Source organism: Nocardioides pocheonensis (genome assembly GCF_003725535.1).
Classification (GTDB): Bacteria; Actinomycetota; Actinomycetes; order Propionibacteriales; family Nocardioidaceae; genus Marmoricola; species Marmoricola pocheonensis.
In genome coordinates this window covers 383361-409251 of sequence record NZ_RJSF01000044.1, presented here as the reverse complement: position 1 = coordinate 409251, position 25891 = coordinate 383361, and the positions used below count along the sequence as shown (strand labels likewise).

Below are 25891 nucleotides of genomic sequence, written 5' to 3'. Positions count from 1 at the left end.
CGGCGCCCGGGAGCGGCCGGCCGTCAGCGCAGGTGGTCAGCGCAGGGGGATCCGGACGTTCACGGTGTGCAGCTGGGTGTGGTGCTCGACCCACCAGGCCGTACTGAGGGCGTCGACGATCGTGAGGCCACGGCCGCGCACGTCGTACGGCTGCGCCTCGACCCGCTCCGGCCGGCTCGGCCCGCCACCGTCGCACACGGAGAGCACCAGGTCGCTGCCGTCCTCCTGCCAGCGCACCAGCACCGTGCCGTTCCCGAGCGGGGAGGCGTGGCGCACGGCGTTGCCGACCAGCTCAGTGGCGACCAGCCGGGCCTCGTCGACGACCGCCGGGGAGGAGCCGCGGTGGCCGAGCCACGTGCTCAGTGCGGCCCGGACGCGACTGGCACTCTCGGGGGCGAACGGGACGCTCATGGTGACGGGACCCTGCAGGGGTGCCGTCATGCCTGGGATCATCGTCGAACCTCGCCGTCGCGCTCGCCGTCACCCGCCTCCCTCTCCTATGCCCGGTGACACCGGAGGCAAACGTCATGCGTGCAAGTAGTCCAGCATCTGCTGCGGCCGATCGGTGATCACGGCGGAGACCCCGTGGTCGAGGCAGAGGTCCAGGTCGACGCGGCTGTTCACGGTCCACACGTGCAGCTCGGTGCCTGCCCGCCGGATCCGGCGGATCATCTCGGGGTGCTTCTGGAGCAGTTCGATGCCGGGCCCCGCGATCCAGTCCGGCTCGGCGAGAGGGCGCGTGCGCGCCCAGTCCAGGGGCGAGTCCATGAGGAAGACCAGCCGGAGGGCGGGGGCGAGCCGCCGGATGCGGCGCAGGGCGACCCACGAGAAGCTCATCACCCGCGCAGGCGATCCGTCACCGGCCCAGCCGAACTCGTCGAGCAGGTCGACCAGCCGGCGCTCGACCAGACCGGCGTACCGGGTCGGGTGCTTGGTCTCGATCGCCAGCTCCACGGGCCGCGGGTAGTCGGCGACCGTCTGCAGCAGCCGGCGGAGGGTGAGCACCTTGTTGCGTTCCGGGTCGGCGTCCGGCGCCTCGTCGTCCAGCTCGGCCCACGGGTGCTTCCAGGCCCCGAAGTCGAGCTGCTCGAGCTCCGTCAGCTCCATGGACGACACCAGCCGTCGCTGTTGCGCAGTACGCCGGAGATCGCGGTCGTGCACGCAGACGAGGTGGCCGTCGGCGGTGAGCCGGACGTCGCACTCCAGCGCGTCGGCGCCCTGGTCCAGGGCGACGACGTAGGCAGCCAGGGTGTGCTCGGCCTGGTCCGCGCTCGCTCCGCGGTGGGCCACCACCTGGGGCCGGCGCTCTGCCATGGGCACCATTGTCGGTGCCACCCCGGGATCGCGCGCGAGGACGCACCGAGGGTCAGTGGCCCAGGCTGCGAAGTCGTGCGGCCGGCCCAGTGGCCCGGACGCGCTGACGGCCCGGCGGTCTCCCGCCGGGCCGTCCCTGCTCTGATCCTGGCCCTCAGCCGGGGCCGCAGCCCCGGGGCGTCAGACGTGCAGGCGCCGCGATCCGCTGTTGCGGCCGGTCACCGTCGAAGCGATCACGACGAAGACCGCCGAGACCAGGATGGCGACGATCCAGCGGGTCCAGTCGACCCCGTTCGAGCCGTTGCCGCCGAAGGCCGCGTAGATGTACCACCCGACCAGGACTCCAGCGATCCCGCACACGATCGTGAGCCAGAGCGGGGTGTTGTCCTTGTCGCCCGGGGCGACCAGCTTGCCGAGCAGGCCGATGATCACGCCCGCCACGAGCACACCGATGACACTCATCTTGGTTCTCCTCCCCTGAGACCACGTGAGGGTCTCGCAGGCAGGACAGGTACCCGGACCGGCCGGCAGACATGTCCCCCGTACCGATGTGTGCGGCCCGATGTGTGCGCCACAGACCGGTGGGTACTAGGCGCTTCTCCTGTGGGAGGGAGGAACAACGTGAGAGTTCTGCGCGCTCTTGCCGGAGCGCTGATGTGGATCGTGGCCAGTGTCGTGTGCCTGGTCGCCCTGGTCCTGTGCGTGACCGTCGTGCTGCTGCCTGTGGGCATCCCGCTGCTGATGCTGGGCCGACGCCTGTTCGGGATGGCGATCCGGCTGTTCATGCCGCCGGGCGCCCGGCATCCCGTGAAGACCGCGGGCAAGGCCTCGCGGTCGGCGGTCACCGGTGCGGCCGAGGCCCTCGGTGACCGTCTCTCGGACGTTCCGCGACCCGACGGCAAGGCCGTCCGGAAGCGGCTCAAGAAGACCCGCAAGAGAGTGAGGAAGGTCGCGCACGCCTGAGGGCGTGCGCGCGATGGGGCCGCGGCCTCGTCCCTGGGGAGGGAGCAACACATCGTGAGCAGAGCGTGCTCCGGCACGCCGGAGGGCGACGCGCCGGCGCCCGACGACTACTGACCAGCGCACCACCGAAACCTGGCGTTCGGTCCCCGTGATGGCGGGGTACGGCGCCACGAGGGTGGGGCGGGAGCCGCCCCACTGGGGAGGGAGACCCCTATGGACACGACTGCACGCGTCGGCACCGCCGTCGCCGCCGGCTACCTGTTCGGCCGGTTCAAGAAGCTGCGCCTGGCCCTCATGGTCGGCACCGCGCTGGCCAGCGAGGACGTCCGGAAGTCCGCCGTCGGACTCGTCACCCACGGTGTGGGTGGCCTCACCGAGGGCAGCGCCGGGAAGGTCGCCGGGAAGGCCGGCTCGAAGCTGGTGGACGCCGGGCGCGGGGTGGCGGTCGCTGCCGCCGCGTCCCGGCTCGAGCGGCTCACGGACCGGCTGGCCGAACGCAGGGAAGCGCTCGGTGGCGGCACGCCGTCCCGCGGCGGCCAGGCCGACGACGAGCCCGAGGACGAGGCCTACGACGACTCCGAGGAGGACGAGGAGGCTCCGGAGGAGGACGACGAGTCCGGTGACGAGGCCTCCGACGAGTACGAGGACGACGACGAGTACGAGGACGAGGAAGACGAGGAGGAGCCCGAGGACGACGAAGAGTCCGACGAGGAGCCCTCCGACGAGTACGAGGACGACGAGGAGGACGAGGAGTCGGACCTGGCCCCTCGCACCCGCGCACGACGACGCCGGGCACTGTCCCCGGCAGGAGCAGGGGGACGCTGACATGGCGACGCAGACCAAGCAGGGCCAGGGAAACGGGCTCGTGGACGGGCTGCTCTCCGAGCTGCCGGTCGACCGGCTCAAGGACGAGGTCGTCGAGCTCGGGAAGGCGCTCGCCAAGCGCGGCGTCGCGAAGATCGGCGCGAGCCTGACCGGCACGGGCGGCAAGCTCGGTGATCTCGGTGACGCCGTACCCGGACCGGGCGACATGGTGAAGGCCGGGGCCAAGGCGGCGGCGAAGGCGGCCTCTCCGGTCGGTGCTGTCAAGGGCGCCGCGGGCAAGGTCAAGGACGCGATCCCGGGCGTCGGCTCGGGCGACGACGACTCCGACGAGGACGCCGGTGACTCCGGCGGCAAGGGCAAGGTCGCGTCGATGGACTCCACCGACCTCAAGGTGACCAACATCGTCGAGACCATCGACGTGCCGGTCAGCCGCGAGGTCGCCTACGACCTGTGGACGCAGTTCGAGGCCTTCCCCGCCTTCATGAAGAAGGTCGAGGCGGTCAACCAGAAGGACCCGGAGGAGGTCACCTGGAAGGCCCAGATCTTCTGGTCCCACCGCACGTGGAAGGCCAAGATCATCGACCAGGTCCCGCCCGAGCACATCGTCTGGAAGTCCGAGGGCGAGAAGGGCCACGTCGACGGGGCGGTGACGTTCCACGAGCTCGCGCCCGACCTGACCCGGGTGCTGGTCTCGCTGGAGTACTTCCCGCAAGGCCTCTTCGAGCGCACCGGCAACCTCTGGCGCGCCCAGGGCCGTCGGGTCCGGCTGGAGCTCAAGCACTACCGCCGCTTCGTCGCCAACCACGCGCTGCTGCAGCAGGACGAGGTGGACGGCTGGGAGGGCGAGATCCACGACGGCAAGGTGAAGCGCCAGCGGTCGTCGTCGACGGCGAAGAAGTCGAGCTCCAGCGGCTCGACCGCCAAGAAGTCCGCCTCGAGCGGCTCGACCGCGAAGAAGAGCGCGGCCAGGAAGTCGACGTCGAGCAGTTCGACCGCCAAGAAGTCCGCATCGGGCAGCTCGACCGCGAAGAAGACGGCGTCCGGCGGCTCGACCGCGAAGAAGACCGCAGCCAGGAAGACGACTGCCAGGAAGACGGCGTCGAGCGGGTCGACCGCCAGGAAGTCGACCGCGAAGAAGACGGCCTCCAGCGGCTCGACCGCGAAGAAGACCGCAGCCAAGAAGACGACTGCGAGGAAGACGGCGTCGAGCGGGTCGACCGCGAAGAAGACCGCGGCCAGGAAGTCGACCTCCCAGAGGACGGCCGCTGCGGCGAAGCGGACCCCGACGACCACGAGCCGCACGTCGTCGGGCTCGGGTTCCTCGGGCCGCAGCCGGTCGACCGGGTCGAGCGGGCGGAAGACGGGCCGGTCCGCCAGCGCGTCGCGCTCGAAGAGGTGATCGCGGATGGCGACGACCTCGACGCGGGAGCGCAGCGGAGGCGGACAGACCCGCAACCGCGAGGTGGTCGACCTGATGAAGGAGGTCGACCGCTACCGCACGGCCTGTGAGGACGCCCTGCAGCAGCTGGACTGGTGCATCGGCTACTTCACCGGCTGCAACAAGGCGGGAGTGGCCAAGGCCCTCTCCGCGAACCGGTCGGCGATCCGTCGCCACCTGATGCGGCGCGACGACCAGGCCCTGCCCACCGACAACAAGGAGTCCCGATGACCGTCATGCAGCAGTCCGCGAACCGGTACCTCGACCGGCCGGCGCCGAGCAGCCTCGCCGACGTGATCGACACCATCCTGGACAAGGGCCTGGTGATCGACATCTACGTGCGGGTCTCCCTGGTCGGCATCGAGCTGCTCACCATCGACGCCCGCATCGTGATCGCCAGCGTCGACACCTACCTGCGGTTCGCGCAGGCGGTGAACCGCCTCGACCTGTCCGAGGTCGGTGACGCCAAGGGCCTGCCCGACCTGGTCCAGGGTCTGACGGAGTCCGGGGCGAAGGGCAAGACCTCGGGTGCCCTGGAAGGGGTGAAGGAGAAGGTCGGCGAGCTCTTCGGGAGTGACGACGACGAGGACGAGGACGAGGACGAGGGCGACGAGGAGCAGCGGCAGCCCCGCGCCCAGAAGAAGACCGCGCAGCGCCGGCCGCAGAAGCGTGCCGCGCGCTCGCGAAGCCAGGGGTGAGCGCCGTGCTGTGCCATGTCTACGGCGTGATCGCCTCGACGGCGCGGCTGCCCGACGGCCTGACCGGGCGCCTGGCTCGTCCGGTCAGGCGGGTCGAGGCCGACGGGCTCGCCGTGCTGGTCAGCGACGTCGAGGAGGACGCCCGGGTTCGGCGCGCCGACCTGCTCGCGCACGCCCACCTCCTCGAGGCGGTCGCCGCGGAGACCACGGTGGTCCCCGTGCGCTTCGGGGTGATCGTGCCCGATGACGACACCGTGCGCAGCGAGTTCCTGGTCAACCAGCGCGACCACCTGCTCGGCCTGCTGCAGGCGTTCGACGGGTGCGTGCAGGTGACCGTGCACGCGACGTACGACGAGGAGGCGGCTCTCCGGGAGGTGCTCCGCCGCGACCCCGACCTCGCCGCCTTCCGCGCGTCCGTCGACCCGGCCGACCAGGCCGCCCAGATCCGTCTCGGGGAGGCCGTCGGCAGCGCGCTGGCGACACTGCGCGAGGACGCCGAGCACACCGTCGTGGAGTGGCTCCGTCCGTATGCGCTGGCAGCCTCGATCAACGACGTCCGGGGGGCGTACGACGTCGCGAGCGTCGCGCTGCTGGTCAGGAGGGAGGACCGAGCGCGCGTCGACGCGGCCGTGGGCGATCTGGACCGCCAGGTGGCGGGACAGATGTCGCTGCGCTACGTCGGCCCGCAACCGCCGTACGCCTTCCTGGACCACGTCGAGCTGCAGGAGGAGTCATGGGCCTGATCTCCGGCGTCGTCACCGGGCTGGTCACCTGGCCGCTCGCACCCGTCCGCGGGGCGGTCTGGGTGGCGGAGCAGGTCCAGGCGGAGGCCGAGCGGCAGTGGTACGACCCCGCCCGGATCCAGCGCGAGCTCGAGGACGTCAGCGCGCGCCGGAGCGCCGGCGACCTGAGCGACGCGGAGGCCGACCTCCTCGAGGAGGAGCTCGTGCAACGGCTGATCGACGGGCAGGCCGACCATGGCTAGGGCGTCGCTGGCCCAGCTGGGGCAACGCGCGCTCGACGAGCTCGAGGCGTTGGTCGGCTGCCCGGCCGAAGGAGTGACCGCGATCCGTCGGGTCGAGGACGGCTGGACCGCGATGGTCGACGTGCTCGAGCTCGAGCGGGTGCCCGAGACCACCGACGTGCTGGCCAGCTACGAGGTGACCTTCGACGGGGACGGCGAGGTCACCGGCTACCGCCGTGTCCGCAGGTTCCAGCGATCGCAGGTGGAGGACCGATGAGCTCCAGCAGCCCCCAGACCACCACGGCGCCCGGTGCCCCGCAGGGCCCGGTCTTCAGCACCAACCGGGAACCCTCCGGCCAGAGCCTGGCCGACGTGCTCGAGCGCGTGCTGGACAAGGGCATCGTCGTCGTCGGCGACATCCAGGTGCGGCTGCTCGACATCGAGCTGCTCACCATCAAGATCCGGCTGATGGTCGCCTCGGTCGACAAGGCGAAGGAGATGGGGATCTCCTGGTGGGAGAACGACGCCTTCGTCACCGGCATCGACGAGCCCGACGAGAAGGACGCGCTCGAGCAGCGGGTCCGCGAGCTCGAGCAGCGGCTCGGGGACGGCGAGGTGCAGCATGGACGTTGAGCCGGCCACCGTGATCCACGCCTACGGCGTCGTCTGCACGGACGCGGCGATCGACGTGCCCGCGACCGGCATCGGGGGCGCCGGGGTGGCGCTCCTCGATGCCGGTCCCGTCAGCGGCGTGTTCAGCATCGTGCCCGGCGCGTCGTACGGCGCCGCGGCCTGGGAGGAGCACGCCGAGGACCCGGCGTGGCTGGCCCAGGTGGCCACCGAGCACCAGAGGGTTCTCAACGACCTCGTCCGCGACATCGACGTCCTGCCGCTGCGGCTGCCCGCGATGTACCGCGACGAGGTGCAGCTGCACCAGATGCTGGAGGCGGAGACGCCGCTGTTCCTCGCCGTGCTCCAGGCGCTCCACGACCACCTCGAGTGGTCGGTCCACCTGTACCTCGTCGGCGAGCCGGAGGAGTCGACGGTCGAGCGCCCCGCGAGCGGCAGCGAGTACCTGCGACAGCGCATCGACGCGCTGTCGCGGCGGGACTCCGCACGCGGGAACCGCGAGCGACTGGTCCGGGACGCGTACGCCTCCCTGGCCGACCTGTCCCGCCAGAGCGTGGTCAACCAACCACAGGACAGCACGCTGTCGGGTCGCCGCGAGCCGATGCTGCTCAACTCCGCGCACCTGGTGTGCCGGCGGCACGAGCGGCTGTTCCTCGCCGGGGTGGAGGAGGTGGCGGCTCGGCTGGCCCGCGACGGGATCACCGTGGAGGTGAGCGGACCGTGGCCTCCGTACAACTTCGTCGAGCTCGGCACCGACCGCGTCGACCCGGCGGAGGCGCGCCCGTGACCGTGGACCGGATCCCGAGCGGCGAGCAGGTCGCGCTCGTCGACCTGGTCGACCGGCTGATCGGTGGCGGTGTCGTGGTCACGGGCGACGTCGTGCTCTCGCTCGCGGGCGTCGACCTCGTCTACCTGGGCCTGCGGCTGGTCCTGGCGCCGGCACACCGGGTCGGACCCGCCGTCGTCACGAGCCCCACCCCGGCAGGAGGCGCCGTCCGATGATCCTGCTGCACGCGATCGTGCCCCGCGAGGCGACCGTCCTTCCGGACGCCGAGCTCCGGAGCCACGCCGCGGGAGACGTGGCCGTGCTCTACGAGCACCGCGACGAGCCGCCGCCGAGCGACCGGACCGCCGTGCTCGCGCACGGCCGGCGAGTCGTGGCGCTGGCCGAGCGGATGCCGGTGCTGCCGGTCCGCTACGGCACCACGCTGACCAGCAGGGAGGAGCTGTTCGCCGTGGCGGAGGAGCACGCCACCGCCTGGAGCCAGAGGCTCGCGCAGCTGACCGGCCGGTGCGAGCTGGTCGTCCACCTCGAGCTCGACGAGCGCACCGACGAGCCCGCCGAGGATGCGGCCGACGGCTCCGGCCGCGCCTACCTGCTCCGGCGCACGGAGGCCGTACGCCGGCAGGACCGCGCCCTCGACGACCTGCGCGCCGTCCTGGCGCCCTGGTCGGAGGAGACCCGCCTGCTGACCGACCAGCGCCGGCTGGCCGTGCTCGTTCTCCGCACCGACGCCGACGCTGCGTGCGCGGCGGTCGCGGACTGGGCCGCCGATCGCGCGGACGTCGAGACTCTGGTCACCGGGCCCTGGCCGCCGTTCAGCTTCTGCGACGAGGCGGCGCTGTCGTGACCGCGGAACCCCACGACCCCTGGCCCTCCCCGCTGCGCAACCGCGTCGAGGCCGACCCGGAGACGGTCGAGAAGGGCCTGGTCCAGCTGGTGCTCACGCTCGTCGAGCTGCTGCGCCAGCTGATGGAGCGGCAGGCGATCCGCCGGGTCGAGGCGGGCGGACTCTCCGACGACGACGTCGAGCGCCTCGGTCGCACCCTGATGCTGCTCGAGGAGCGGATGGAGGAGCTGCGCGAGCACTTCGGGCTGGAGCCGGAGGACCTGAACATCGACCTCGGTCCGCTGGGCACGCTGCTCTGACTGGCCTGGCGGGCCACCGGGCGGGCCTCAGCCCTGGGCGAGCAGGTACTTGCCGAAGTGCGGCACGGTGAACGCGATCCGGCCGCGCTCGCCGGAGTAGATCAGGCCCTTCTTCAACAGGGCGTCACGGGCCGGCGAGAGCGACTGCGGCTTCTTGCCGAGCGCGGCGGCCACGTCGGCGGTCGGCACGGAGCTGCCGCTCATGTCCCAGGCCGCCTCGGCGTCGGTGCCGTTCTCGGCCTGCGCGACCGCGGTCTCGGCCATCGCCCGGAGGTACTCCCGCTCCCCCGGCGTCGCACGCTCGAACCGGCTCCCGAAGAAGCCGACCGCCAGCTCGGCCTCGGCCTCGGGCGCAGCCACGGCGACGTCGGCCGCCGTGATCGGCGAGGCCGGTGCGACGTCCCAGACCGCCTTGCCGTAGGCCTGGATGAAGTACGGGTAGCCGCCGGTCGCGGCGTACATCGCGGCGAGGGCGTCGGCGTCGTACGCCGCCCCCTCCTCCTGCGCGGGCGCGGCGAGCGCCCGGTCGGCGGCCTCGCGGGAGAGCCGGTCGATGCGCTGGTAGCGGAACAGCCGCTCGGAGTAGGACTTGCTGGCGGACAGGACCGCCGGGAGGTGCGGGAGCCCCGCGCCCACGACGATCACCGGCAGCCCGGCCTGGCTGATCTCGTGGCAGGCCGCGCACAGGGCGGAGACGTCGTCGGGGCCGAGGTCCTGCATCTCGTCGATGAAGATGCCGACGCCCTTGCCGAGGTCGGCGGCGAGACCGCCCACGTCGGTGAGCAGCTCGACCAGGTCGATCTCGATGTCACCGGAGTCGGCACGGCCCTGGGCCGCCGGCGCGTCGATGCCGGGATGCCAGCGGTCGCGCAGCTTCGCGCCCGGGCCGGCCTCGCGCTCGGCGAACGCCTTCACCACGCCGAGCACCTGCTGCACGCCGTCGGACTGCGGGTGGCCGAGCTCGCGCACCGCCTGGTGGAGGGCGCTCGACAGCGGCCGGCGCAGCCCCTGGTCGGGCCGTGCCTCGAGCTTGCCGGTGCCCCACTGCCGGCGTACGGCGGCCGAGCGCAGCGCGTTGAGCAGCACCGTCTTGCCCACACCGCGGAGCCCGGTGAGCACCAGGGACCGCTCGGGGCGGCCACGCGACACCCGCTCGAGCACGACCTCGAAGGCGCCCAGCTCGTGGTCGCGGCCGGCCAGCTCGGGCGGCCGCTGCCCGGCGCCGGGGGCGTAGGGGTTCCGGATCGGGTCCACGATCGGACGGTATCGGGCCGTATTGGCCAGATCCTAGATTTGCCTAGCGTGTCGTAGCGGCGTCGCCCGCGGGCCGCGACACCGCGTCGTAGGAGCGGTCGAGGCCGTCTCGGAGCACCGCGATCAGCTCGGGCACCTCGTCGATCGAGAGGCGGAAGCTGGAGACGCACTCGCGGCCGCGCCACATCGAGAGCACGACGACGTCGGCCTCGTGGTGCCAGCTCACCCGCAGGGCGCGCGCGTCGCCGCGGGTGTCGAGGAAGTACTCGACGCCCTCGGGGACCGGTGACACCGCTGACATGGCTCGATTCTGCGCCTTCGAGGTGTCCGGCGACAGCGATTCGGCCTACTTCTGCGGCGGTACCGTGTGCTCCATGCCCGAGCTGCCCGAGGTGGAGGCGCTGGCCCGCGACCTGTCCGGCCGGCTCACGGACCGTGCGATCGTGCGCGTGGACATCGCGGCGTTCAGCTGCCTGAAGACCTACGACCCTCCGATCACGGCGCTCGCCGGCGGGCTGGTCGACGGGGTCACCCGGCACGGGAAGTTCCTCGACATCGACGTGTCCGGCACGCACCTGATCCTGCACCTGGCGAAGGCGGGCTGGGTGCGGTGGAAGGACGAGGTGCCACCGCTGCCGGCCCGGCCGAACGCGAAGTCGCCGCTGGCCGCCCGCATCGTGCTCGACAACGGCAGCGGTCTCGACGTGACCGAGGCCGGCACCCGCAAGAGCCTGGCCCTGTACGTCGTCCGCGACCCGAACGACGTCGAGGGCATCGCCCGCCTCGGGCCCGACCCGCTGGCCGACTCCTTCACGATCGACGTGCTGCGCGACATCCTGGAGCGCGCCGGCCGGGCCCAGATCAAGGGCGTACTGCGCAGCCAGGGCAACGTCGCGGGCATCGGGAACGCCTACTCCGACGAACTCCTGCACGCCGCGAAGATGTCGCCGTTCAAGCCGGCCAACAGCCTCACCGACGCCGAGCTCCAGACCCTGTACGACGCCATCCGCACCGTGCTGACCGACGCGGTCCAGCGCTCGAGCGGGCTTCCGGCCAGCGAGCTGAAGGGCGAGAAGAAGTCGCACATGGCGGTGCACGGCCGGACCGGTGAGAAGTGCCCGGTGTGCGGGGACACCGTGCGCGAGGTCTCCTTCGCCGACTCGAGCCTGCAGTACTGCCCGACGTGCCAGACGGGCGGAAAGCTGCTCGCCGACCGCCGCCTCTCCAAGCTCCTGAAGTAGCGTGTCGGACATGGACGCGATCCCGGCCGTGACGGTCGACCAGGTCCCGCAGCCCCTCCCGGACGGCCTCACCGTGCTGGACGTGCGCGAGCCCGTCGAGTGGCAGCAGGCGCACGTGCCCGGTTCGGTGCACATCCCGCTCGGCGAGCTCCCGTCGCGGCTCGAGGAGCTCCCGTCCGACCAGCAGCTGCTCGTGGTGTGCGCCGTCGGTGCGCGGTCGGCCCGCGCGGTCCGCTACCTGGTCGAGCGTGGCCACGACGCGGTCAACCTCGCCGGCGGTCTGATGGAGTGGCAGGAGGCCGGGCGCGAGCTGGTCGGCGGCTCGTAGGCCTGAGCGAGTCCGCCTCGGGGCACCGGGTTTCGAGGCGATTGCTGCGCAACCGCACCTCAACCACCGGTGGTTGAGGTGCGAGCCTGCGAGCCTCGAAACCACCCGTCCGGGTCGGCCTGAGCCACCGGGTTTCGAGGCGGTTGCTGCGCAACCGCGCCTCAACCAGCGGTGGTCGTGAACGCGGCCGGGAGCGGGAGCGCCAGCGCGACCTCGAGGCGCGCGAGGTACTCCGCCCGCGGGACCTCGACGACACCGAGGGTCGCGAGGTGGGGGGTCTGCCACTGGGTGTCGAGCAACCGCTGCGCGGCGTGCTCGTCGCGGAGCAGGTCGACGAGGTGCACCAGCGCCACCTTCGAGGCGTCGGTGGCGCGGGCGAACATCGACTCCCCGGCGAACAGGCCGCCGATGGCGACGCCGTACAGACCGCCCACGAGCTCGCCGTCGCGCCAGGTCTCCACGGAGTGCGCCCACCCGAGCTCGTGCAGCCGGGTGTAGCCGTCGAGCACGCCCGTGTCGATCCAGCGCGAGTCGCGCGCGGGATCGGCGCAGCCGCGGATGACGTCGCGGAACGCGGTGTTCACCCGCACTTCGTAGCGCCGGATCGACGCGCGCAGCGACCTCGACACCCTCAGGCCGTCGAGGGGCAGCACGCCGCGACGCACCGGCGACCACCAGCAGATCTCCTCGGACTCGAGCGCCGCCGGCATCGGGAAGAGTCCGCGCCGGTACGCCGCGATCAGCGTGCTCGGCTCGAGGTCGCCGCCCATGGCGACGAGGTCGCGGTCGCGCCGGCGTGGGGTGGGGAGGTCCCAGAGCGTCGGTCCCGGGTCGATCGGCACGCACCCATCATCGCAACCGGCCCGCGCTCCGTCGTCTCACCGGACCCCTCCTAGGCTGGAAGCATGAGCGTGCGCAAGCGGGTCGGCGCAGCGCTGGCGCCCAAGGTCACCAACCTGGCGCCGGGGCTGACCTCGTCCTTCGTCCACCAGGCGCTGGACAAGGCGATCACCGGCGTCGGGCCGCTGCCGAGCGCCGCGTCCGCAGCGGACAAGCAGCTGCACGAGCAGGACGGCGACGTCGAGCGCGCGATCCACGAGGTGATCGAGAACCACGTCCGGTACGCCGGAGCCCAGGGCTTCGTCACCAACATCGGCGGCCTGGTCACACTCGCAGTCACGGTGCCGGTCAACCTGTCCGGCCTCGCGCTGATCCAGTGCCGGATGGTCGCCGGCATCGCTCACCTGCGCGGCTACGAGCTCTCCGACCCGCGCACGCGCGACGCGATCCTCGCCTGCCTGCTCGGCGAGGAGCGGATCCTGCGCATGGTCAAGCAGCGCACCCTGCCGGGAACGCCGATGGAGATCGCCGCGGCGGCCGTGCACGACCCGGCCCTCGACCGGTTGCTGGGCACCGAGGTCGCCGCCGAGCTGGTGACCCGGGCGACCGGCAAGCGGCTCGCCGCCACGGTCGGGCGCCGGATCCCGGTGGTGGGCGGTGTCGTCGGCGCGAGCACCGACGCGTTCGTGACCTGGAAGATCGGCCGCTACGTCGACCGGGAGTTCCTGCCGCGCAAGCGGCGGTAGACCGCCAGCCCCTTCGCGACCGCCCGGCTGGTGCCGGCCTTCGCCACCAGTCGCTCCTTGGCCTTGTAGATCGGCGTCGCGTGCGCGCGGTCGAGCTTGTCGATCAGCTCCTCGATGTCGTGCTGCAGCTCGACCTCCCGGTCGCGCAGCCTGGCCGCCTCGACGGTCGTCGCGGTCAGTGCGCGCATGGTCGCCTCGGCGAGCTCGTGGATCTCGGGGTGGTCCGGGTCGACCCACGGCAGCGGCTCGGCAGGCAGCAGGTCGTCGAGGTCGCCGACCACGTCGTACCCGCGCAGCGCCAGCTCGGCCACCCACTGCCGGCTCAGCTGCGCCGCCCACTCCCAGACGTCGCGCGGCACCGAGAGGCGGGCCGAGCGGCGGTCGCGGGAGAGGTTCTGGTGGACCAGGGCCTCGCGCACGATCGCCCGGTAGTGGTGGTTGGGCAGCAGCTCCGCGACCTCCTCGTTGAGGCGGCGGACGACCGCGACCTCGGCCACGCCCAGGGAGGCGTTGGTGCGCACGTCGTCGAGCGTGAACTGCGCCGGGTCGAGGCCGAGCACCTGGGAGAACCGCTGCCAGAGCAGGTCCCTCGGGGCTCCGCTCGGCGGCACGGTGACCAGGTGCACCCGCTCCTTGGGCAACGTGGAGCCCCAGCGGTCGAGGATGTCCGGGACCTCCTGCACGCCCCAGAACCAGGACGCCACGCCCTGCTGGCGGCTGGGGTCCTGGAGGTGCGCGAGGAAGTCGGCGTACGACGTGGTGCGGCGGTGCTTGACGTTCTCCTGCCACTCCGCGGGAATCTGCCGGACCAGGTCGCGCGCCGAGAGCACGACGTGGATCTCGGTCGCGTCGGCGCCCGACCCCGTCGACAGCGAGGCCAGCGCCCGGGCGACCTGCGCGCGTGATGCCGTCGCGAGGATCTCGTGGCTGACGATCGCCGTGCCGGGCCACGCACGCACCTCGGCGGCGAGCCGGTCCCAGGCGCCGACGGCCTCGCGCTCGAGGCCGCCCCAGCTCAGCTGCATGAGGTCGAGCGCGGCCAGGAAGTGGGAGTCGAACCGGTCGGCCGGGTAGCGGACGCCGATCGCCGCGAGCGGCTCACGGGCGTGGAAGAGCAGGTCCTGGACGAAGGACGTGCCGGTCTTCGGAGCGCCGACGTGCACGATCACCTTGCGCGCCATCAGCCCCGCCCCTTCGCTGCGTCGGTGCCGGCGACGTGGCGTCGCCACGCCCGGGTGACGACGCGGAGCGCGTGGGCGAGCACGTCGTCAGGGTCCGGGGCGCGTCGTACGCCGGGCCGGCGGGTCGGCACCAGGAGCGCCGGATCACCGTGCACAGCGTATCGACCGCCGGCGAGCGCGGTCGCCATCCGCTCGCCCGCCCCGATCGCCCACGCGAGCTGGCCGGCCGGAGCCGCGAGCGGCCCCGAGGACTCGCCTGCGGCGATCTCGGGCCAGACCCGGGCGACCACGTCCCGGCGGGCCTCCTCGCCCACGGCCAGGGTGAGCACCGGGTTGACCCGCCGGAGCAGGTCGGTGGCCAGGCCGTCGTACCGGTCGGCGATCGGAGCCGCCTGCACGCCGAGGATCTCGGCCACGAGGGCGAGGCTGGTCTGCGCGTCCGGGGCGAGCACGACGTGGACCCGAGCGGCGTCGAACTCCTCGGCCAGGTGGGACGCGATCGTCGGCAGCGCGATCCCCGGCGGCACGCGGTCGTTGGCCGCGGCGACGCGCCACATCCGCTGCCACCGCACCCCGGCGCCGGCGCGGACCCGGGCCGACCAGCGTTGTGCCATCAGCTCCTCGAGCGGACCGCCGAGGACGAGGTACGTCGTCCGCGCACCTCCCTCGCGCAGGCCCTGCCGCAGCAGTGCTCGGCGGACCAGGTCGACCGTGGTGGGGGCGCCGAGGAGGGTGAACGCGCGGCGCCAGGGACGCCAGGGCCGGGCCGGCCGGCGCACCGGTCCGGTCGGCTCGGCGGAGAGCAGCCGCACCAGCACACCGGTGCAGATCCGGAGCAGCTCCTCGGCCGGCAGCTCCTCGGGAGCGACCGGTGGGGTGCCGACCGTGGCGCCGTCCTCGGCGTCGCGCCCGGGCCACGGCAGCGGCACGTCGACCAGACCGCGGCCGGGGCCCGGCGTGGCCAGGACCAGGTCGGCCAGCCCGCCGAAGTCGGGGAGGTCGGCGGCCTCCTCCTCGCCGGCGAGGCGCCGCACGAGCTCGAGCTGGGCCGCACCCGGGAGCGAGCCGATCGCAGCCGTCGGAGGGATCGACGGCGTCGCGCCGAGGAAGTCGGACCAGGGCACGGTCGAGCCGGCTCTGAGCTCGGCGGCCCAGGCGCGCACGTGCTCGGCGTACCGCTCGTCGTGGGTCATCACCGGCTCGTCGTCACCCGCGCAGCAGTCTGCTGGTCAGCCGGCGCACCGGGGACTCGGACCCCGGGGCCGGGGTGAGGTCCTGGATCACCGCTGCCAGCGCCTCCAGGGCCGCGTCGGCGACCTCCGCCTCGGGCGGATGGTCGGGATGGATCCAGGTGCCGTCGGTGTAGTCGGGCCGCCGCGGCTCGAGGTCGGCCAGGTCGCCGACGACGTCGACGCCGGCGCCGACCAGCCACTCGTGCCACTCCGCCGTGACCTCCTCGACGAAGGGCCACAGCGGCTCGGGCAGCGTGGCGCGGACCTGGTCGGGACGGCGTGCCAGGGTGTTGCGGGCGATGACCTCGCGGACGACTGCGACGTAGATCTCGCGGGGCACGCCCTTGCCGACGAGGAGCCGGTTGACCCGCCGGATCACCGCGGTCTCGACGATGCCGAGCGACTGGTTGAAGTCGGTCGACTCGACGTACGCCGCATCGGGGTCGAGGCCCACCACCGAGGCGAACCGCTGCCAGAGCAGCTCCCGCGGCGCGTCGGCCGGAGGCACGGTCACGACGTGGACGCGGTCGGGCGGGAGGCCGTTGCCCCAGCGGGTGAGCACGTCGGGGATCGCCTGCACCCTCCAGAACCACAGCTCGGGGTTGGTCCGCCGGGCCGCGGTCACGTGCTTGAGGAAGTTCGCGAACGAGCGGCGGCCCCGGTGCTTGAGCCGCTCCTGCCACTCGGCCGGCAGCTGCCGGCCCAGGTCGCGCGCGGTGAGGACGAGGTGCACCTCGGCGTCCCGGAACGCCGCCATCGCGCTCGCCACCTGCGCCGGGGTCGCCGCGGCGAGGATCTCGTGGCTGACCAGAGCGTCACGGGGAGCCTTGCGGACCTCGGCGACCAGGGCGGGCCACTGCCCCCGCGCGACCTCGCGCTGCCCGGCCCACCGCTCCTCGATCAGGTCGAGCGCCGCTTCGAAGTGGTTGCCGCCGCGGGTCTCGGGATAGAGCAGGCCCTGCCGGGCGATCGCGTCCCGGTTGAGCGCGAGCTTCTCCTGCAGGTAGGTCGTGCCGCTCTTCGGAGTCCCGATGTGCAGGAAGACGCGGCGCGGCATGCGGGCATTCTGCCGTACGGGCGCGGGCCGGGTGACGAGGGACAGAGGCCTTGCCTCTGTATTCGAGCACCTGTATGATTGACGTACGTCCGGTGGTGACATCGATGGCTCAGGCCCCGGACGGCATCCGGGTCTTCCGGGTGGGCCTCTCACGGGCCGGCTGCCCATCACGCGTGAGTACGACGACTGGTACTGCGTGCTGGGAGGTGTGCCGTGGCGGTGATGCCCGAATCGTGCGGCGACCATCCCGTCCTGGCCTGCGCCGAGCGGGTCACCGACGAGCTGGCTGCGATCGCGACCGTCCCGGTGGAGCTGATGAGCACCTCCGACAAGGCCGCGGCGCTGCTCGCCGTGACCGAGATGACCGAGCGGGCCCAGGCGCTGCGCCTGCGGTTGCTCGCCGCCGCGGACGACGTCGCCCTGGAGGCAGGCGCACGCGACGCCGGTGCATGGCTGGCCCACCACGCCCGCGACGACCGCCGCGACCTTCAGCGCGAACTCCGGCTGGGCAGCGCGCTGGCGGAGCGGTGGCAGCGCGTCGGCACCGCCCTCGGCAGCGGCGGGCTGAACACCGCTCAGGCCGACGTGATCGTCCGCGCCCTCGACGCGCTGCCCGACGCGGTTCCGGGCGAGGTGGTGGCTCGCGCCGAGGAGCAGCTGGTGGCGTACGCCGCCGAGTTCGGGCCGCGTGAGCTGCGGGTGCTCGGCCGCCGGATCCTCGACGTGGTGGCTCCCGAGGTCGCGGAGGCTGCCGAGGCCAAGGCCGTGGAGGCCGAGGAACGCCGGGCCGCGGAGACGATGTCACTGACGCTGACGCCGTACGGCGACGGCACGACCCGGCTGCACGGCCTGCTGCCCGACGCCACTGCCCACCGACTGGCGACCTACCTCGACGCCTTCACCTCGCCGCGGAGGACGACCGTGACCGCGCAGGGCGACGAGGCTGAGGCAGGGCCCCTGCACCGCCGGCGCGCCCAGGCGTTCTGCGCCCTCCTCGAGCACCTCGATCCGCAGGAGCTCCCCGCCCACGGGGGCGACGCGACCACGGTGATCGTCACGGTCACCCTCGACCAGCTCCGTTCCGAGCTCGCGACCGCCGGGCTGATCAGCAGCGACGACCTCCGGCTCACGGCGGCCGAGGCGCGCCGGCTGGCGTGCACCGCGAACATCGTGCCCACCGTCCTCGGCAGTCGCTCGGAAGTCCTCGACCTCGGTCGCTCCAGCCGACTCTTCACTCCCGCTCAGCGCAAGGCCCTCCGACTGCGCGACCGGCACTGCCGGGCCGACGGGTGCACGATCCCCGCCACGTGGTGCGAGGCGCACCACCGCCAACCCTGGGCCACCGGCGGCAGGACCGACCTCGACGACGGAGTGCTGCTGTGCTCCTTCCACCACCACCGCGCCCACGATCCGACGTACGAGATGGGCGGCGGAGCCGACGGGCGCGTGGCCTTCCACCGCCGGTGCTGAGCACCCGTACTCGGGTCGGACAGATCCCGCCCTCCTACCGTGGGCACATGCCGGCCCCCGTCGTCCGCCTGCTCCTCGTGCAGGGCGCGGTGTTCGCCGCTGGTGGGCTGCTGCTCTGGTGGTTCGCCACGCCCGTGTACGTCGACGGGCTGTCGGCACTCACCTCGGTCAGCTGGCCGCTGCTGCTCGTTCCGGCCCTCGCCTTGGCGGCCCTGGCGGGCACTCTCGCGGGCCTGTGCATCCGGTTCGGACGGCGGTGGTGGCTCGCCGGGACCAGCCTCGTCCTCGTCAGCCTGCCGGCCCTGTACCCGCCCCTCTTCCTGGTCGGCAAGTGGCCCGGATCGACCGTGCAGGAGACGAATCTCAGCGACCTGGTCGCAGCGGTGCTGGGGTGGGCGCTGTACGTGGTCACGAGCAGCGGACTCACCGCAGTGGTGGGCGGGCAGCGTCGACGGGACGCCCACGACAGTCGACACCGAGGCTGAGCCGGACCGAGGAGTCCGGCCCGAGCGGCTCGAAGTCCCGCTGGGTCAGGCTGCCGGCCGGTCGACGCCGCAGGTCTCGAGGTGCCGGCGCACCATCCGGCCCTGGAAGCGCAGGCTGCCGGCGACGCCGAAGGCCATGCCGGCCACGACGGCGGCGATGACGCCGATGAACCGCTGCCACCCGCTCGAGTGGTCACCGAGCAGGTTGACCAGCGCCATCATCAGGAACACCACCCCGGCGACGAACTGGGTCACTACGATCATCCGGGGCGCGGCCCACAGGCGCACGTCCTCCTCGGTCTGCACGGGTACGACGACAGGGTGGTCCATGCGGCCCCGGTTCCCCGTCACCGCGTCGCTGATGCGCTCCAGGGATCGACATCACATCGCACGCGCTGCCCGTCACTCGGCAGCGACCCGCGTATCCCCGGCACCGGCGGCGACTCCTCCCTGCATGAGAGCCCGGCGCCGTGCCGGGCCCGACCAGAGGAGGAACCCATGTGGGACATCGACCACTTCCCCGGCGCCGACCACGTGCCGTGGCAGCTGCTGATCCGCGCCCGGCTGGTGCACGAGCTCGACGCGGTGATCGCGTCGGCGATCGTCCGGGAGGTCAGCGAGGTGGCGTCGAGCAAGGTCGCGCACCACGTCGCGCGGGCCGCCCAGGAGGCGATCGTCGAGGCCAGTCGCGAGGAGGCCTCGTCGGAGCAGCGGATCGCGGCGTTCGACGCGATGCTCGACTTCGACGACTGGTGCGGCACCCCTCCGCACCGGTGGCCCGGGCCGCGTCCGCACTTCGACGACCTGTCCGACCCGATCGCCGAGGTCGTGCTGCGGCAGGCCTTCGACCTGGTGCAGCGGGCAGGGTCCGAGCAGCTGCAGAAGACGCTGGGCCCGGCGCTGCGTGAGCTCAGCCCCGCGCTGGCGTGAGCACGCGCTGGATCGAGCAGGTGGCGAGCCCCGCGCGGGGGCGGGGCTCGCCTCAGCCCAGCCCGTCTCGGCCCAGCATCTTTCTTCAGCTCAGGGCGGTGACGACCTTCGACGGGCTGGGTCGGCCGAGCACCCCGGCCATCCAGACGCTCGTCGCGACCAGGGCGTCGAGGTCGACGCCGGTCTCGACACCGAGGCCGCGGAACATCCAGACGAGGTCCTCGGTCGCGAGGTTGCCGGTGGCGCTCTCGGCGTACGGGCAGCCGCCGAGGCCGCCGGCGCTGGCGTCGAAGGTGCGCACGCCGTGCTGCCAGGCGGCGTACGCGTTGGCGAGCGCCTGGCCGTAGGTGTCGTGGAAGTGCACGGCGAGCACGTCGTCGGGCAGGCCGGCGTCGTTGAAGGCATCGAGCAGGGTGCCGACGGCGCCGGCCGTGCCCACACCGATCGTGTCTCCGAGCGAGAGCTGGCTGGCCCCGAGGTCGAAGAGCCGCTTGCCCACGGACACCACCTGCTCGACGGGTACGGCGCCCTCCCACGGGTCGCCCCAGCACATGCTCACGTAGGCCCGTACGTCGAGCCCGGCGTCGCGCGCGCGTCGGACCGTCGGCTCGAACATCGCGAACTGCTCGTCGAGGCTGCGGTTGAGGTTGCGCCGGGCGAAGGTCTCGGTGGCGCTGCCGAAGATCGCGATGTGCTCGCAGCCGAGCTCGAGGGCACGGTCGAGGCCACGCTCGTTGGGCACCAGGACGGGGTGTCGCCGGCCCTCGGGTCCGAGCCGCTCGACCAGCTCGGCCGCGTCGGCGAGCTGGGGAACCCATGTCGGGTGCACGAAGCTGGTCGCCTCGACGACCGGCAGGCCGGCTGCGACCAGGCGCTCGATGAACGTCACCTTGGCCTCGAGCGGGACGACGGCGGACTCGTTCTGCAGCCCGTCGCGCGGGCCCACCTCGTAGATGGTGACGTCGCGCTCAGTCATCGGCACTCACCTCGAACAGCAGCTGCTTGAGCTGCACCTGGTCGCCGGTCGCGGCGCCGACGGACGTCACGGTGCCGCCGAACGGCGCCTTCAGCGCCAGCTCCATCTTCATCGCCTCGAGCACGCCGAGCCGCTGGCCCTCGACCACGTGGTCGCCCGGGGACACGTCGACGCTGAGCAGCGTGCCCGGCATCGGGGCGAGCAGCGTGCCGTCGCCGGCGACCGGACCGTGGTCGCCGAATACGTCGGGCCGCTCGAAGACGTGCCGCTGGCCCTCGTGGACGACCTCCACCTGGTGCCGCTCCGCGTCGACCACGGCCCAGTGCCGGACGCCGTCGATGTCGAGCACCACCGTGTGCTGCTCGGCGAGCAGCTGGTGCACGGTGTGGTCGCCGGCCGCGTCGCGCACGGCGCCAGCCGGATGAGACACGGCGCCAGCCGGATGAGACACGGTGCCGTGGGCCCGGCGTACGGCGACGACCTGGTCGAGGGCGACCAGCTCGGGAGCCGGCGGCGCACCGAGCCGCCAGCCGTCGGCGAGGAAGGGGTGCGGCGGACCGGCGGTCATCGCGCGCACGGCGACGTCGGTCCAGGCGGCGATGATCCGGGCGACGTCGACGCCGGGCTCCACGATCTCGGCGGTGTCGAGCCAGGCCGTGTCGATGGTGACGTCGCGGAACTCGTCGCTCGCGGCCAGCGTCCGCAGGAAGCCCGTGTTGGTCGCGAAGCCGAGGATCGCGGTGCGGTCCAGCGCCGCGACCAGGGCCCGGCGCGCGGCCTCGCGGTCGGGTCCGTGCGCGATCACCTTGCCGAGCATCGGGTCGTACGACGTGCTGACCACCTGTCCGCTCTCGAGGGCGTGGTCGACCCGCACCGTGAGCGCCTGGTCCGAGGACACCGGCCAGCGCACGATCGTGGCCGTGCCGGCCTGAGGCAGGAAGCCGGCGAACGGGTCCTCGGCGTACACCCGGGCCTCGATCGCGTGGCCGTGCTGGCGCACGTCATCCTGCCCGAACGGCAACGGCTCGCCGGCAGCGACCAGGAGCTGCAGCTCGACCAGGTCCAGCGGGCGCCCGTCGACCTCGACGGTGAGCTCGGTGACCGGGTGCTCGACCTGGAGCCGGGTGTTCATCTCGAGGAAGTAGGCCTCCCCGGTCGCGTTGTCGAGCAGGAACTCCACGGTGCCGGCGTTCTCGTAGCCGACCTCGGCGGCCATCGCCACCGCGGACGCCGTGACCAGGCGGCGGGTCTCCTCGGTGATGGTCGGGGCGGGCGCCTCCTCGAGCACCTTCTGGTGGCGGCGCTGCGTGCTGCAGTCGCGCTCGAAGAGGTGCACGACGTGGCCGTGCGCGTCGGCCAGCACCTGCACCTCGATGTGCCGGCCGGACTCGACGTACTTCTCCACCAGCAGGGTGTCGTCGCCGAACGCGGTGAGCGACTCACGCCGTGCGGCGGCCACCGCGTCGGTGTAGTCCTCGGCGCGGCGCACGATCCGCATGCCCTTGCCACCACCGCCGGCCGCCGCCTTCACCAGCACGGGGAAGGACATCTCGGCGGCCGCGTCCAGCGGGTACGACGGCACCACCGGCACGCCCGCGGCCGTCGCGATTTTGCGCGCGGCGTCCTTGCGGCCCATCTGCTCCATGACGTCCGCCGAGGGGCCGACGAGCTTCAGCCCGGCCGCCTCGACCGCACGGGCGAGCTCCGGCCGCTCGGAGAGGAACCCGTAGCCCGGGTGGATCGCGGTCGCGCCGCTGCGGCGGGCCGCGTCGACGACCGCGGCGATGTCGAGGTACGACGGCACCGTCACCGACGCGTCCGCCGCCCGCACGTGCGGGGCCGCGGCGTCGAGGTCGGTGCAGATCGCGACCGTGCGGATGCCCATCCGCCGCGCGGTGCGGAGGACGCGCAGCGCGATCTCGCCGCGGTTGGCGATCAACAACGAGTCGAACATGCGTGGTCCTCCCGACCGAAGCGAGGCAACGTCACCATGCGGGGACTCAGCCATGAAGCGGAACCACAGACCATGGCAACCACCTCACATGCGGAAGATGCCGTAGGAGGGCTCGGGGATCGGCGCGTGCGCCGCGACGGCGAGGCCCATGCCGAGCACGCGGCGCGTGTCGGCGGGGTCGATGATGCCGTCGTCCCAGAGCCGTGCGGTCGAGTAGTACGGCGAGCCCTGGTGCTCGTACTGGTCGCGGATCGGCGCGCGGAAGGCCTCCTCGTCCTCGGCGCTCCACGTCTCGCCGCGCGACTCGAGGCCGTCGCGGCGCACGGTGGCGAGCACCGAGGCCGCCTGCTCGCCGCCCATCACCGAGATCCGGGCGTTGGGCCACATCCAGAGGAAGCGCGGGTCGTAGGCACGCCCGCACATGCCGTAGTTGCCGGCGCCGAAGGAGCCGCCGATCACCACGGTGAACTTCGGCACCACCGAGCAGGCGACCGCGGTGACCAGCTTGGCGCCGTCACGCGCGATGCCGTTGTTCTCGTACTCCCGGCCGACCATGAAGCCCGAGATGTTCTGCAGGAACACGATCGGGGTCCTGCGCTGGTTGCACAGCTCGATGAAGTGCGCGCCCTTGAGTGCCGACTCGGAGAACAGGATGCCGTTGTTGGCGACGATGCCGACCGGGTGTCCCCAGATCTTCGCGAACCCGGTCACCAGGGTCTCGCCGTAGAGCCGCTTGAACTCGTGGAACCGGCTCCCGTCGACCACCCGGCGGATCACCTCGCGCACGTCGTACGGCGTGCGGGTGTCGGCGGGCACCACGTCGTACAGCGACTCGGCCGGCTCGTGCGGCTCCTCGACCTCCGTGGTTTCGGCAGGCTCAACCACCCTGGCGACCGGCAGCGTCTCCACGATCGAGCGCACGATCGCCAGCGCATGCGCGTCGTCGTCGGCGAGGTGGTCGACCACGCCGGACTTCCGCGCGTGCACGTCGCCGCCGCCGAGCTCCTCGGCCGTGACGACCTCACCGGTGGCGGCCTTCACCAGCGGCGGGCCGCCGAGGAAGATCGTGCCCTGGTCCTTGACGATCACGGTCTCGTCCGACATCGCCGGCACGTAGGCACCGCCGGCGGTGCAGGAGCCCATCACCGCGGCGATCTGCGGGATGCCCTCGGCGGAGAGGTTGGCCTGGTTGAAGAAGATCCGGCCGAAGTGCTCCTTGTCGGGGAAGACCTCGTCCTGCATCGGCAGGAACGCGCCACCGGAGTCCACCAGGTAGATGCAGGGCAGCTTGTTCGCCCGCGCGACCTCCTGCGCCCGCAGGTGCTTCTTCACCGTGATCGGGTAGTAGGTGCCGCCCTTGACCGTCGCGTCGTTCGCCACGATCACGCACTCGCGGCCGGCCACCCGGCCGATGCCGGTGACGATGCTCGCGCTGGGCACGGCGTTGAGGTCGGTCTCGTCCCCTTCACCGGATGCTGGGCCGTACATGCCGTACGCCGCCAGCGGACTGAGCTCGAGGAACGGGCTGCCCGGGTCGAGCAACGCGTCGATGCGGTCGCGGGCGAGCAGCTTGCCGCGATCGGTGTGCTTGCGGCGCGCGCTCTCCGAACCGCCCTGACGCACCACGGCCAGACGCTCGCGCAGCTCGGCGACGAGGTCACGCATGTCGGCTGCCACGGCACCACCTTCCCACGGTTAATGATCGTTAACCAGCCTAGCGGGGCGTGCCGCCTGAGCGCCAGCGAACGTTCACCTCGTCTTCCCCGGCGCGGTCACTGCGCGTGGTGCGACCCCCCGAGGCTCTGCTCGTCAGCCGACGGCGGCTGGCGAACACGAGAGAAGAAGGGTCTTCGATGAAGCACACGACCTTCGCCCGGCTCGGACTGCTCGGTGCAGCAGCCGGCGCGTCCTGCCTGCTGGCAGTCGGCTCGGCCGACGCGCACGGCGGCTTCCACGTCTTCGGCGTGCCCGACGCCAACCCGCGCCTCGGCGTCGAGAGCAACGTGCTCACCCCGAGCGCACACGAGCTCCCGGCCGCCTGGGGCAGCCTGGCGCTGACCAACCCCGACAGCGCGAACGGCGTCACGCACTACGGCTACAACACGAGCAACGGCGGCCCGCTCACCCAGGCGGCGAACGAGGCGAACAAGACCGAGCCGGACAAGAACGTCTACCTGGTCCTCGGCGGCAAGCACTACCTCTACCAGGGTCACGAGGGCGGGCCGCGCGGCTACGTCACCCGGGTCAACCTCGACGAGACCGACCCGGCCAAGCGCGTCACGCTGATCAGCGACAAGGACGCCAACGGGAACGCCTTCCCGACGATCGACGGGATCACCTGGGACCCCTTCACCCACCAGCTGCTGCTCACCGCGGAGTCGAAGGCTCCCACCGGTGGCGTCTTCGCGGTGACCCTCGACGGCAACGGCGATCCGGTCGACGGCAAGGCGAAGCGGCTCGACGCGCTCGGCTCCGGCGGCTTCGAGGGCGTGCAGAACGACAAGGACGGCAACGTCTGGCTGGTCGAGGACATCGGCGGCAGCGGGGTGAGCGGCGGCAAGGTGCCGAACAGCTTCGTCTACCGGTTCGTGCCCACGAACAAGGCCGACCTCACCGCGGGCGGCGCGCTGCAGGCCCTGCAGATCAAGCGTGCCGACGGCACCCCGGTCACCGCGAGCCAGGTGCAGGCGAACCCGTCGGACTCCTTCATCACCGACCTGCACACCTACGGCACCTCGTTCGCGACCACGTGGGTCACCGTGCACACCGGCGCCGGCGCGTACGACGCGACCGCGTCGGCCAAGGCAGCCGGCGCCACCCCGCTGAAGCGGCCGGAGAACGGCGTCTTCCGCCCGGGCACGGACTTCAAGGAGTTCTACTTCACCGAGACCGGTGACACCTCGCTGAGCAGCACCCTGCCCGGCCGCTTCGGTGGTGTCTTCAAGCTCACCCAGTCTTCGCCGAGCGCGAGCAGCGGCAGGATCAGCATCGCCGCCGTGGGCGACCCGGCGCACACCGGCTTCGACAACATCGCCTTCGCCGCCCAGGACAAGGTGCTCGTCGTCGAGGACGCCGGCGACGGCCTGCACACGCAGCGCAACGCGCTCGACTCCGGCTACGTCTTCGACATCGGCGAGGACGAGCACGCCGGGCACGACAGCGAGCGCGACGACAGCGCACCCGAGGCGGTGCGCTGGCTCGCCGAGGGCCGCGACGCCTCCGCGACGTTCGACGCCGCCGGCGGCCCGTCGTACAACGACGGCGACAACGAGATCACCGGCATCCACGTCTCCGACGGCGACCCGACGGTCGCCGGGATCCTCGGCGCCAAGGTGCCGGACGTGCACGCCTCGGCGTGGCGCACCTTCTGGACCCAGCAGCACGGCGACAACGTGACCTGGGAGGTGACCTGGTCGCGCTGACCGGGTGAGGACG

At 72.4% G+C, this 25891-nt stretch carries 33 protein-coding genes; 20 read left to right on the top strand and 13 right to left on the bottom strand.

From position 1 onward, the window contains the following. Positions 1 to 36: 36 nt before the first annotated feature. The 3 genes from EFL26_RS19145 to EFL26_RS19135 all read right to left on the bottom strand — a co-directional run bounded on the left by EFL26_RS19145 (position 37) and on the right by EFL26_RS19135 (position 1776). A complete protein-coding gene (locus EFL26_RS19145) occupies positions 37 to 441 on the bottom strand; it encodes an ATP-binding protein (RefSeq protein ID WP_183408264.1) in 405 nt (134 codons plus the stop codon). Positions 442 to 525: 84 nt separating this feature from the next. Then, the gene (locus tag EFL26_RS19140; RefSeq protein WP_123224473.1) at positions 526 to 1314 is read right to left on the bottom strand and encodes a glycerophosphodiester phosphodiesterase family protein; all 789 of its coding nucleotides are present in this window, start codon (positions 1312 to 1314) and stop codon (positions 526 to 528) included. A gap of 180 nt (positions 1315 to 1494) precedes the next feature. Continuing rightward, the gene (locus tag EFL26_RS19135; RefSeq protein WP_123224472.1) at positions 1495 to 1776 is read right to left on the bottom strand and encodes a GlsB/YeaQ/YmgE family stress response membrane protein; all 282 of its coding nucleotides are present in this window, start codon (positions 1774 to 1776) and stop codon (positions 1495 to 1497) included. A gap of 159 nt (positions 1777 to 1935) precedes the next feature. Between EFL26_RS19135 and EFL26_RS24355 the strand changes: the two genes are divergently transcribed. The 13 genes from EFL26_RS24355 (at position 1936) to EFL26_RS19070 (ending at position 8762) form a co-directional block, all read left to right on the top strand. Beyond that, the gene (locus tag EFL26_RS24355) at positions 1936 to 2277 is read left to right on the top strand and encodes a hypothetical protein (protein WP_183408263.1); all 342 of its coding nucleotides are present in this window, start codon (positions 1936 to 1938) and stop codon (positions 2275 to 2277) included. Positions 2278 to 2490: 213 nt separating this feature from the next. Next, on the top strand, positions 2491 to 3102 hold the full coding sequence (locus EFL26_RS24350) for a hypothetical protein (protein ID WP_183408262.1): 612 nt from the start codon (positions 2491 to 2493) through the stop codon (positions 3100 to 3102). A gap of 1 nt (position 3103) precedes the next feature. Beyond that, entirely contained in the window at positions 3104 to 4501 is a 1398-nt protein-coding gene (locus EFL26_RS24570; RefSeq protein ID WP_221177038.1) for an SRPBCC family protein, read from the top strand. Between the two features lie 6 nt (positions 4502 to 4507). Beyond that, positions 4508 to 4771 (top strand): hypothetical protein, encoded by a 264-nt coding sequence (locus EFL26_RS19115; protein ID WP_123224471.1) that lies wholly within the window; start codon positions 4508 to 4510, stop codon positions 4769 to 4771. Next, a complete protein-coding gene (gene gvpJ / locus EFL26_RS19110) occupies positions 4768 to 5238 on the top strand; it encodes a gas vesicle protein GvpJ (protein ID WP_123224470.1) in 471 nt (156 codons plus the stop codon). The genes EFL26_RS19115 and gvpJ (EFL26_RS19110) overlap by 4 nt, the downstream gene beginning before the upstream one ends. Next, a complete protein-coding gene (locus tag EFL26_RS19105; RefSeq protein WP_123224469.1) occupies positions 5235 to 5981 on the top strand; it encodes a GvpL/GvpF family gas vesicle protein in 747 nt (248 codons plus the stop codon). Before gvpJ (EFL26_RS19110) ends, EFL26_RS19105 begins: the two co-directional genes overlap by 4 nt. Next, positions 5972 to 6223: a gas vesicle protein GvpG gene (locus tag EFL26_RS19100; RefSeq protein WP_123224468.1), complete on the top strand. Its 252-nt coding sequence runs from the start codon at positions 5972 to 5974 to the stop codon at positions 6221 to 6223. Before EFL26_RS19105 ends, EFL26_RS19100 begins: the two co-directional genes overlap by 10 nt. Then, on the top strand, positions 6216 to 6479 hold the full coding sequence (locus tag EFL26_RS19095) for a gas vesicle protein GvpO (protein WP_123224467.1): 264 nt from the start codon (positions 6216 to 6218) through the stop codon (positions 6477 to 6479). The genes EFL26_RS19100 and EFL26_RS19095 overlap by 8 nt, the downstream gene beginning before the upstream one ends. Beyond that, complete coding sequence (locus EFL26_RS19090) at positions 6476 to 6835, top strand: gas vesicle protein (protein ID WP_123224466.1); 360 nt, start codon at positions 6476 to 6478, stop codon at positions 6833 to 6835. Before EFL26_RS19095 ends, EFL26_RS19090 begins: the two co-directional genes overlap by 4 nt. Then, entirely contained in the window at positions 6825 to 7619 is a 795-nt protein-coding gene (locus EFL26_RS19085; protein ID WP_123224465.1) for a GvpL/GvpF family gas vesicle protein, read from the top strand. The genes EFL26_RS19090 and EFL26_RS19085 overlap by 11 nt, the downstream gene beginning before the upstream one ends. Continuing rightward, on the top strand, positions 7616 to 7834 hold the full coding sequence (gene gvpJ / locus EFL26_RS19080; RefSeq protein WP_221177037.1) for a gas vesicle protein GvpJ: 219 nt from the start codon (positions 7616 to 7618) through the stop codon (positions 7832 to 7834). Before EFL26_RS19085 ends, gvpJ (EFL26_RS19080) begins: the two co-directional genes overlap by 4 nt. Continuing rightward, the gene (locus EFL26_RS19075) at positions 7831 to 8463 is read left to right on the top strand and encodes a GvpL/GvpF family gas vesicle protein (RefSeq protein ID WP_123224464.1); all 633 of its coding nucleotides are present in this window, start codon (positions 7831 to 7833) and stop codon (positions 8461 to 8463) included. The genes gvpJ (EFL26_RS19080) and EFL26_RS19075 overlap by 4 nt, the downstream gene beginning before the upstream one ends. Then, the gene (locus EFL26_RS19070; RefSeq protein WP_123224463.1) at positions 8460 to 8762 is read left to right on the top strand and encodes a gas vesicle protein K; all 303 of its coding nucleotides are present in this window, start codon (positions 8460 to 8462) and stop codon (positions 8760 to 8762) included. Before EFL26_RS19075 ends, EFL26_RS19070 begins: the two co-directional genes overlap by 4 nt. Before the next feature lie 27 nt (positions 8763 to 8789). On the opposite strand, the gene EFL26_RS19065 is transcribed toward EFL26_RS19070, so the two are convergent. After that, complete coding sequence (locus EFL26_RS19065) at positions 8790 to 10016, bottom strand: ATP-binding protein (RefSeq protein ID WP_123224462.1); 1227 nt, start codon at positions 10014 to 10016, stop codon at positions 8790 to 8792. A gap of 43 nt (positions 10017 to 10059) precedes the next feature. Beyond that, entirely contained in the window at positions 10060 to 10317 is a 258-nt protein-coding gene (locus EFL26_RS19060) for a hypothetical protein (protein ID WP_123224461.1), read from the bottom strand. Positions 10318 to 10390: 73 nt separating this feature from the next. Between EFL26_RS19060 and EFL26_RS19055 the strand changes: the two genes are divergently transcribed. After that, on the top strand, positions 10391 to 11257 hold the full coding sequence (locus EFL26_RS19055) for an Fpg/Nei family DNA glycosylase (RefSeq protein WP_123224593.1): 867 nt from the start codon (positions 10391 to 10393) through the stop codon (positions 11255 to 11257). Positions 11258 to 11267: 10 nt separating this feature from the next. Then, positions 11268 to 11585, top strand: a complete 318-nt coding sequence (locus EFL26_RS19050) for a rhodanese-like domain-containing protein (protein WP_123224592.1) — start codon at positions 11268 to 11270, stop codon at positions 11583 to 11585. A gap of 161 nt (positions 11586 to 11746) precedes the next feature. Here the strand turns inward: EFL26_RS19050 and aat are convergent, their stop codons facing one another. Then, entirely contained in the window at positions 11747 to 12427 is a 681-nt protein-coding gene (gene aat / locus EFL26_RS19045; RefSeq protein WP_123224460.1) for a leucyl/phenylalanyl-tRNA--protein transferase, read from the bottom strand. A gap of 63 nt (positions 12428 to 12490) precedes the next feature. Between aat and EFL26_RS19040 the strand changes: the two genes are divergently transcribed. Continuing rightward, positions 12491 to 13171: an EcsC family protein gene (locus EFL26_RS19040; RefSeq protein ID WP_123224459.1), complete on the top strand. Its 681-nt coding sequence runs from the start codon at positions 12491 to 12493 to the stop codon at positions 13169 to 13171. Here EFL26_RS19040 and EFL26_RS19035 read toward each other — a convergent pair. The 3 genes from EFL26_RS19035 to EFL26_RS19025 are packed head-to-tail and all read right to left on the bottom strand — an operon-like array spanning position 13132 to position 16641. Continuing rightward, the gene (locus tag EFL26_RS19035) at positions 13132 to 14352 is read right to left on the bottom strand and encodes a hypothetical protein (protein ID WP_123224458.1); all 1221 of its coding nucleotides are present in this window, start codon (positions 14350 to 14352) and stop codon (positions 13132 to 13134) included. The genes EFL26_RS19040 and EFL26_RS19035 overlap by 40 nt on opposite strands. Further along, positions 14352 to 15545, bottom strand: a complete 1194-nt coding sequence (locus EFL26_RS19030; RefSeq protein WP_123224457.1) for a hypothetical protein — start codon at positions 15543 to 15545, stop codon at positions 14352 to 14354. Before EFL26_RS19030 ends, EFL26_RS19035 begins: the two co-directional genes overlap by 1 nt. A 13-nt stretch (positions 15546 to 15558) precedes the next feature. Then, on the bottom strand, positions 15559 to 16641 hold the full coding sequence (locus tag EFL26_RS19025) for a hypothetical protein (protein ID WP_123224456.1): 1083 nt from the start codon (positions 16639 to 16641) through the stop codon (positions 15559 to 15561). A gap of 222 nt (positions 16642 to 16863) precedes the next feature. Between EFL26_RS19025 and EFL26_RS19020 the strand changes: the two genes are divergently transcribed. Further along, positions 16864 to 18111, top strand: a complete 1248-nt coding sequence (locus EFL26_RS19020) for an HNH endonuclease signature motif containing protein (protein ID WP_148046773.1) — start codon at positions 16864 to 16866, stop codon at positions 18109 to 18111. 47 nt (positions 18112 to 18158) lie between these two features. Continuing rightward, the gene (locus tag EFL26_RS19015; protein WP_123224454.1) at positions 18159 to 18596 is read left to right on the top strand and encodes a hypothetical protein; all 438 of its coding nucleotides are present in this window, start codon (positions 18159 to 18161) and stop codon (positions 18594 to 18596) included. 45 nt (positions 18597 to 18641) lie between these two features. Here the strand turns inward: EFL26_RS19015 and EFL26_RS19010 are convergent, their stop codons facing one another. Continuing rightward, positions 18642 to 18926: a hypothetical protein gene (locus EFL26_RS19010; protein WP_123224453.1), complete on the bottom strand. Its 285-nt coding sequence runs from the start codon at positions 18924 to 18926 to the stop codon at positions 18642 to 18644. A 168-nt stretch (positions 18927 to 19094) separates the two neighbouring features. Between EFL26_RS19010 and EFL26_RS19005 the strand changes: the two genes are divergently transcribed. Beyond that, positions 19095 to 19526 (top strand): hypothetical protein, encoded by a 432-nt coding sequence (locus tag EFL26_RS19005; protein WP_123224452.1) that lies wholly within the window; start codon positions 19095 to 19097, stop codon positions 19524 to 19526. 85 nt (positions 19527 to 19611) lie between these two features. Here EFL26_RS19005 and EFL26_RS19000 read toward each other — a convergent pair whose 3' ends face one another. The 3 genes from EFL26_RS19000 to EFL26_RS18990 all read right to left on the bottom strand — a co-directional run bounded on the left by EFL26_RS19000 (position 19612) and on the right by EFL26_RS18990 (position 24133). Beyond that, complete coding sequence (locus EFL26_RS19000; protein WP_123224591.1) at positions 19612 to 20502, bottom strand: hydroxymethylglutaryl-CoA lyase; 891 nt, start codon at positions 20500 to 20502, stop codon at positions 19612 to 19614. After that, entirely contained in the window at positions 20495 to 22456 is a 1962-nt protein-coding gene (locus EFL26_RS18995; protein ID WP_123224451.1) for an acetyl/propionyl/methylcrotonyl-CoA carboxylase subunit alpha, read from the bottom strand. Before EFL26_RS18995 ends, EFL26_RS19000 begins: the two co-directional genes overlap by 8 nt. Positions 22457 to 22540: 84 nt before the next feature. Then, positions 22541 to 24133 carry a carboxyl transferase domain-containing protein gene (locus tag EFL26_RS18990; protein ID WP_281273815.1) on the bottom strand — a complete coding sequence of 531 codons (1593 nt, stop codon included), beginning with the start codon at positions 24131 to 24133 and terminating at the stop codon, positions 22541 to 22543. Between the two features lie 176 nt (positions 24134 to 24309). Here EFL26_RS18990 and EFL26_RS18985 point away from each other — a divergent pair, with 176 nt between their 5' ends. Continuing rightward, positions 24310 to 25878: an alkaline phosphatase PhoX gene (locus tag EFL26_RS18985; RefSeq protein ID WP_123224450.1), complete on the top strand. Its 1569-nt coding sequence runs from the start codon at positions 24310 to 24312 to the stop codon at positions 25876 to 25878. The last annotated feature ends 13 nt before the right edge of the window (positions 25879 to 25891 follow it).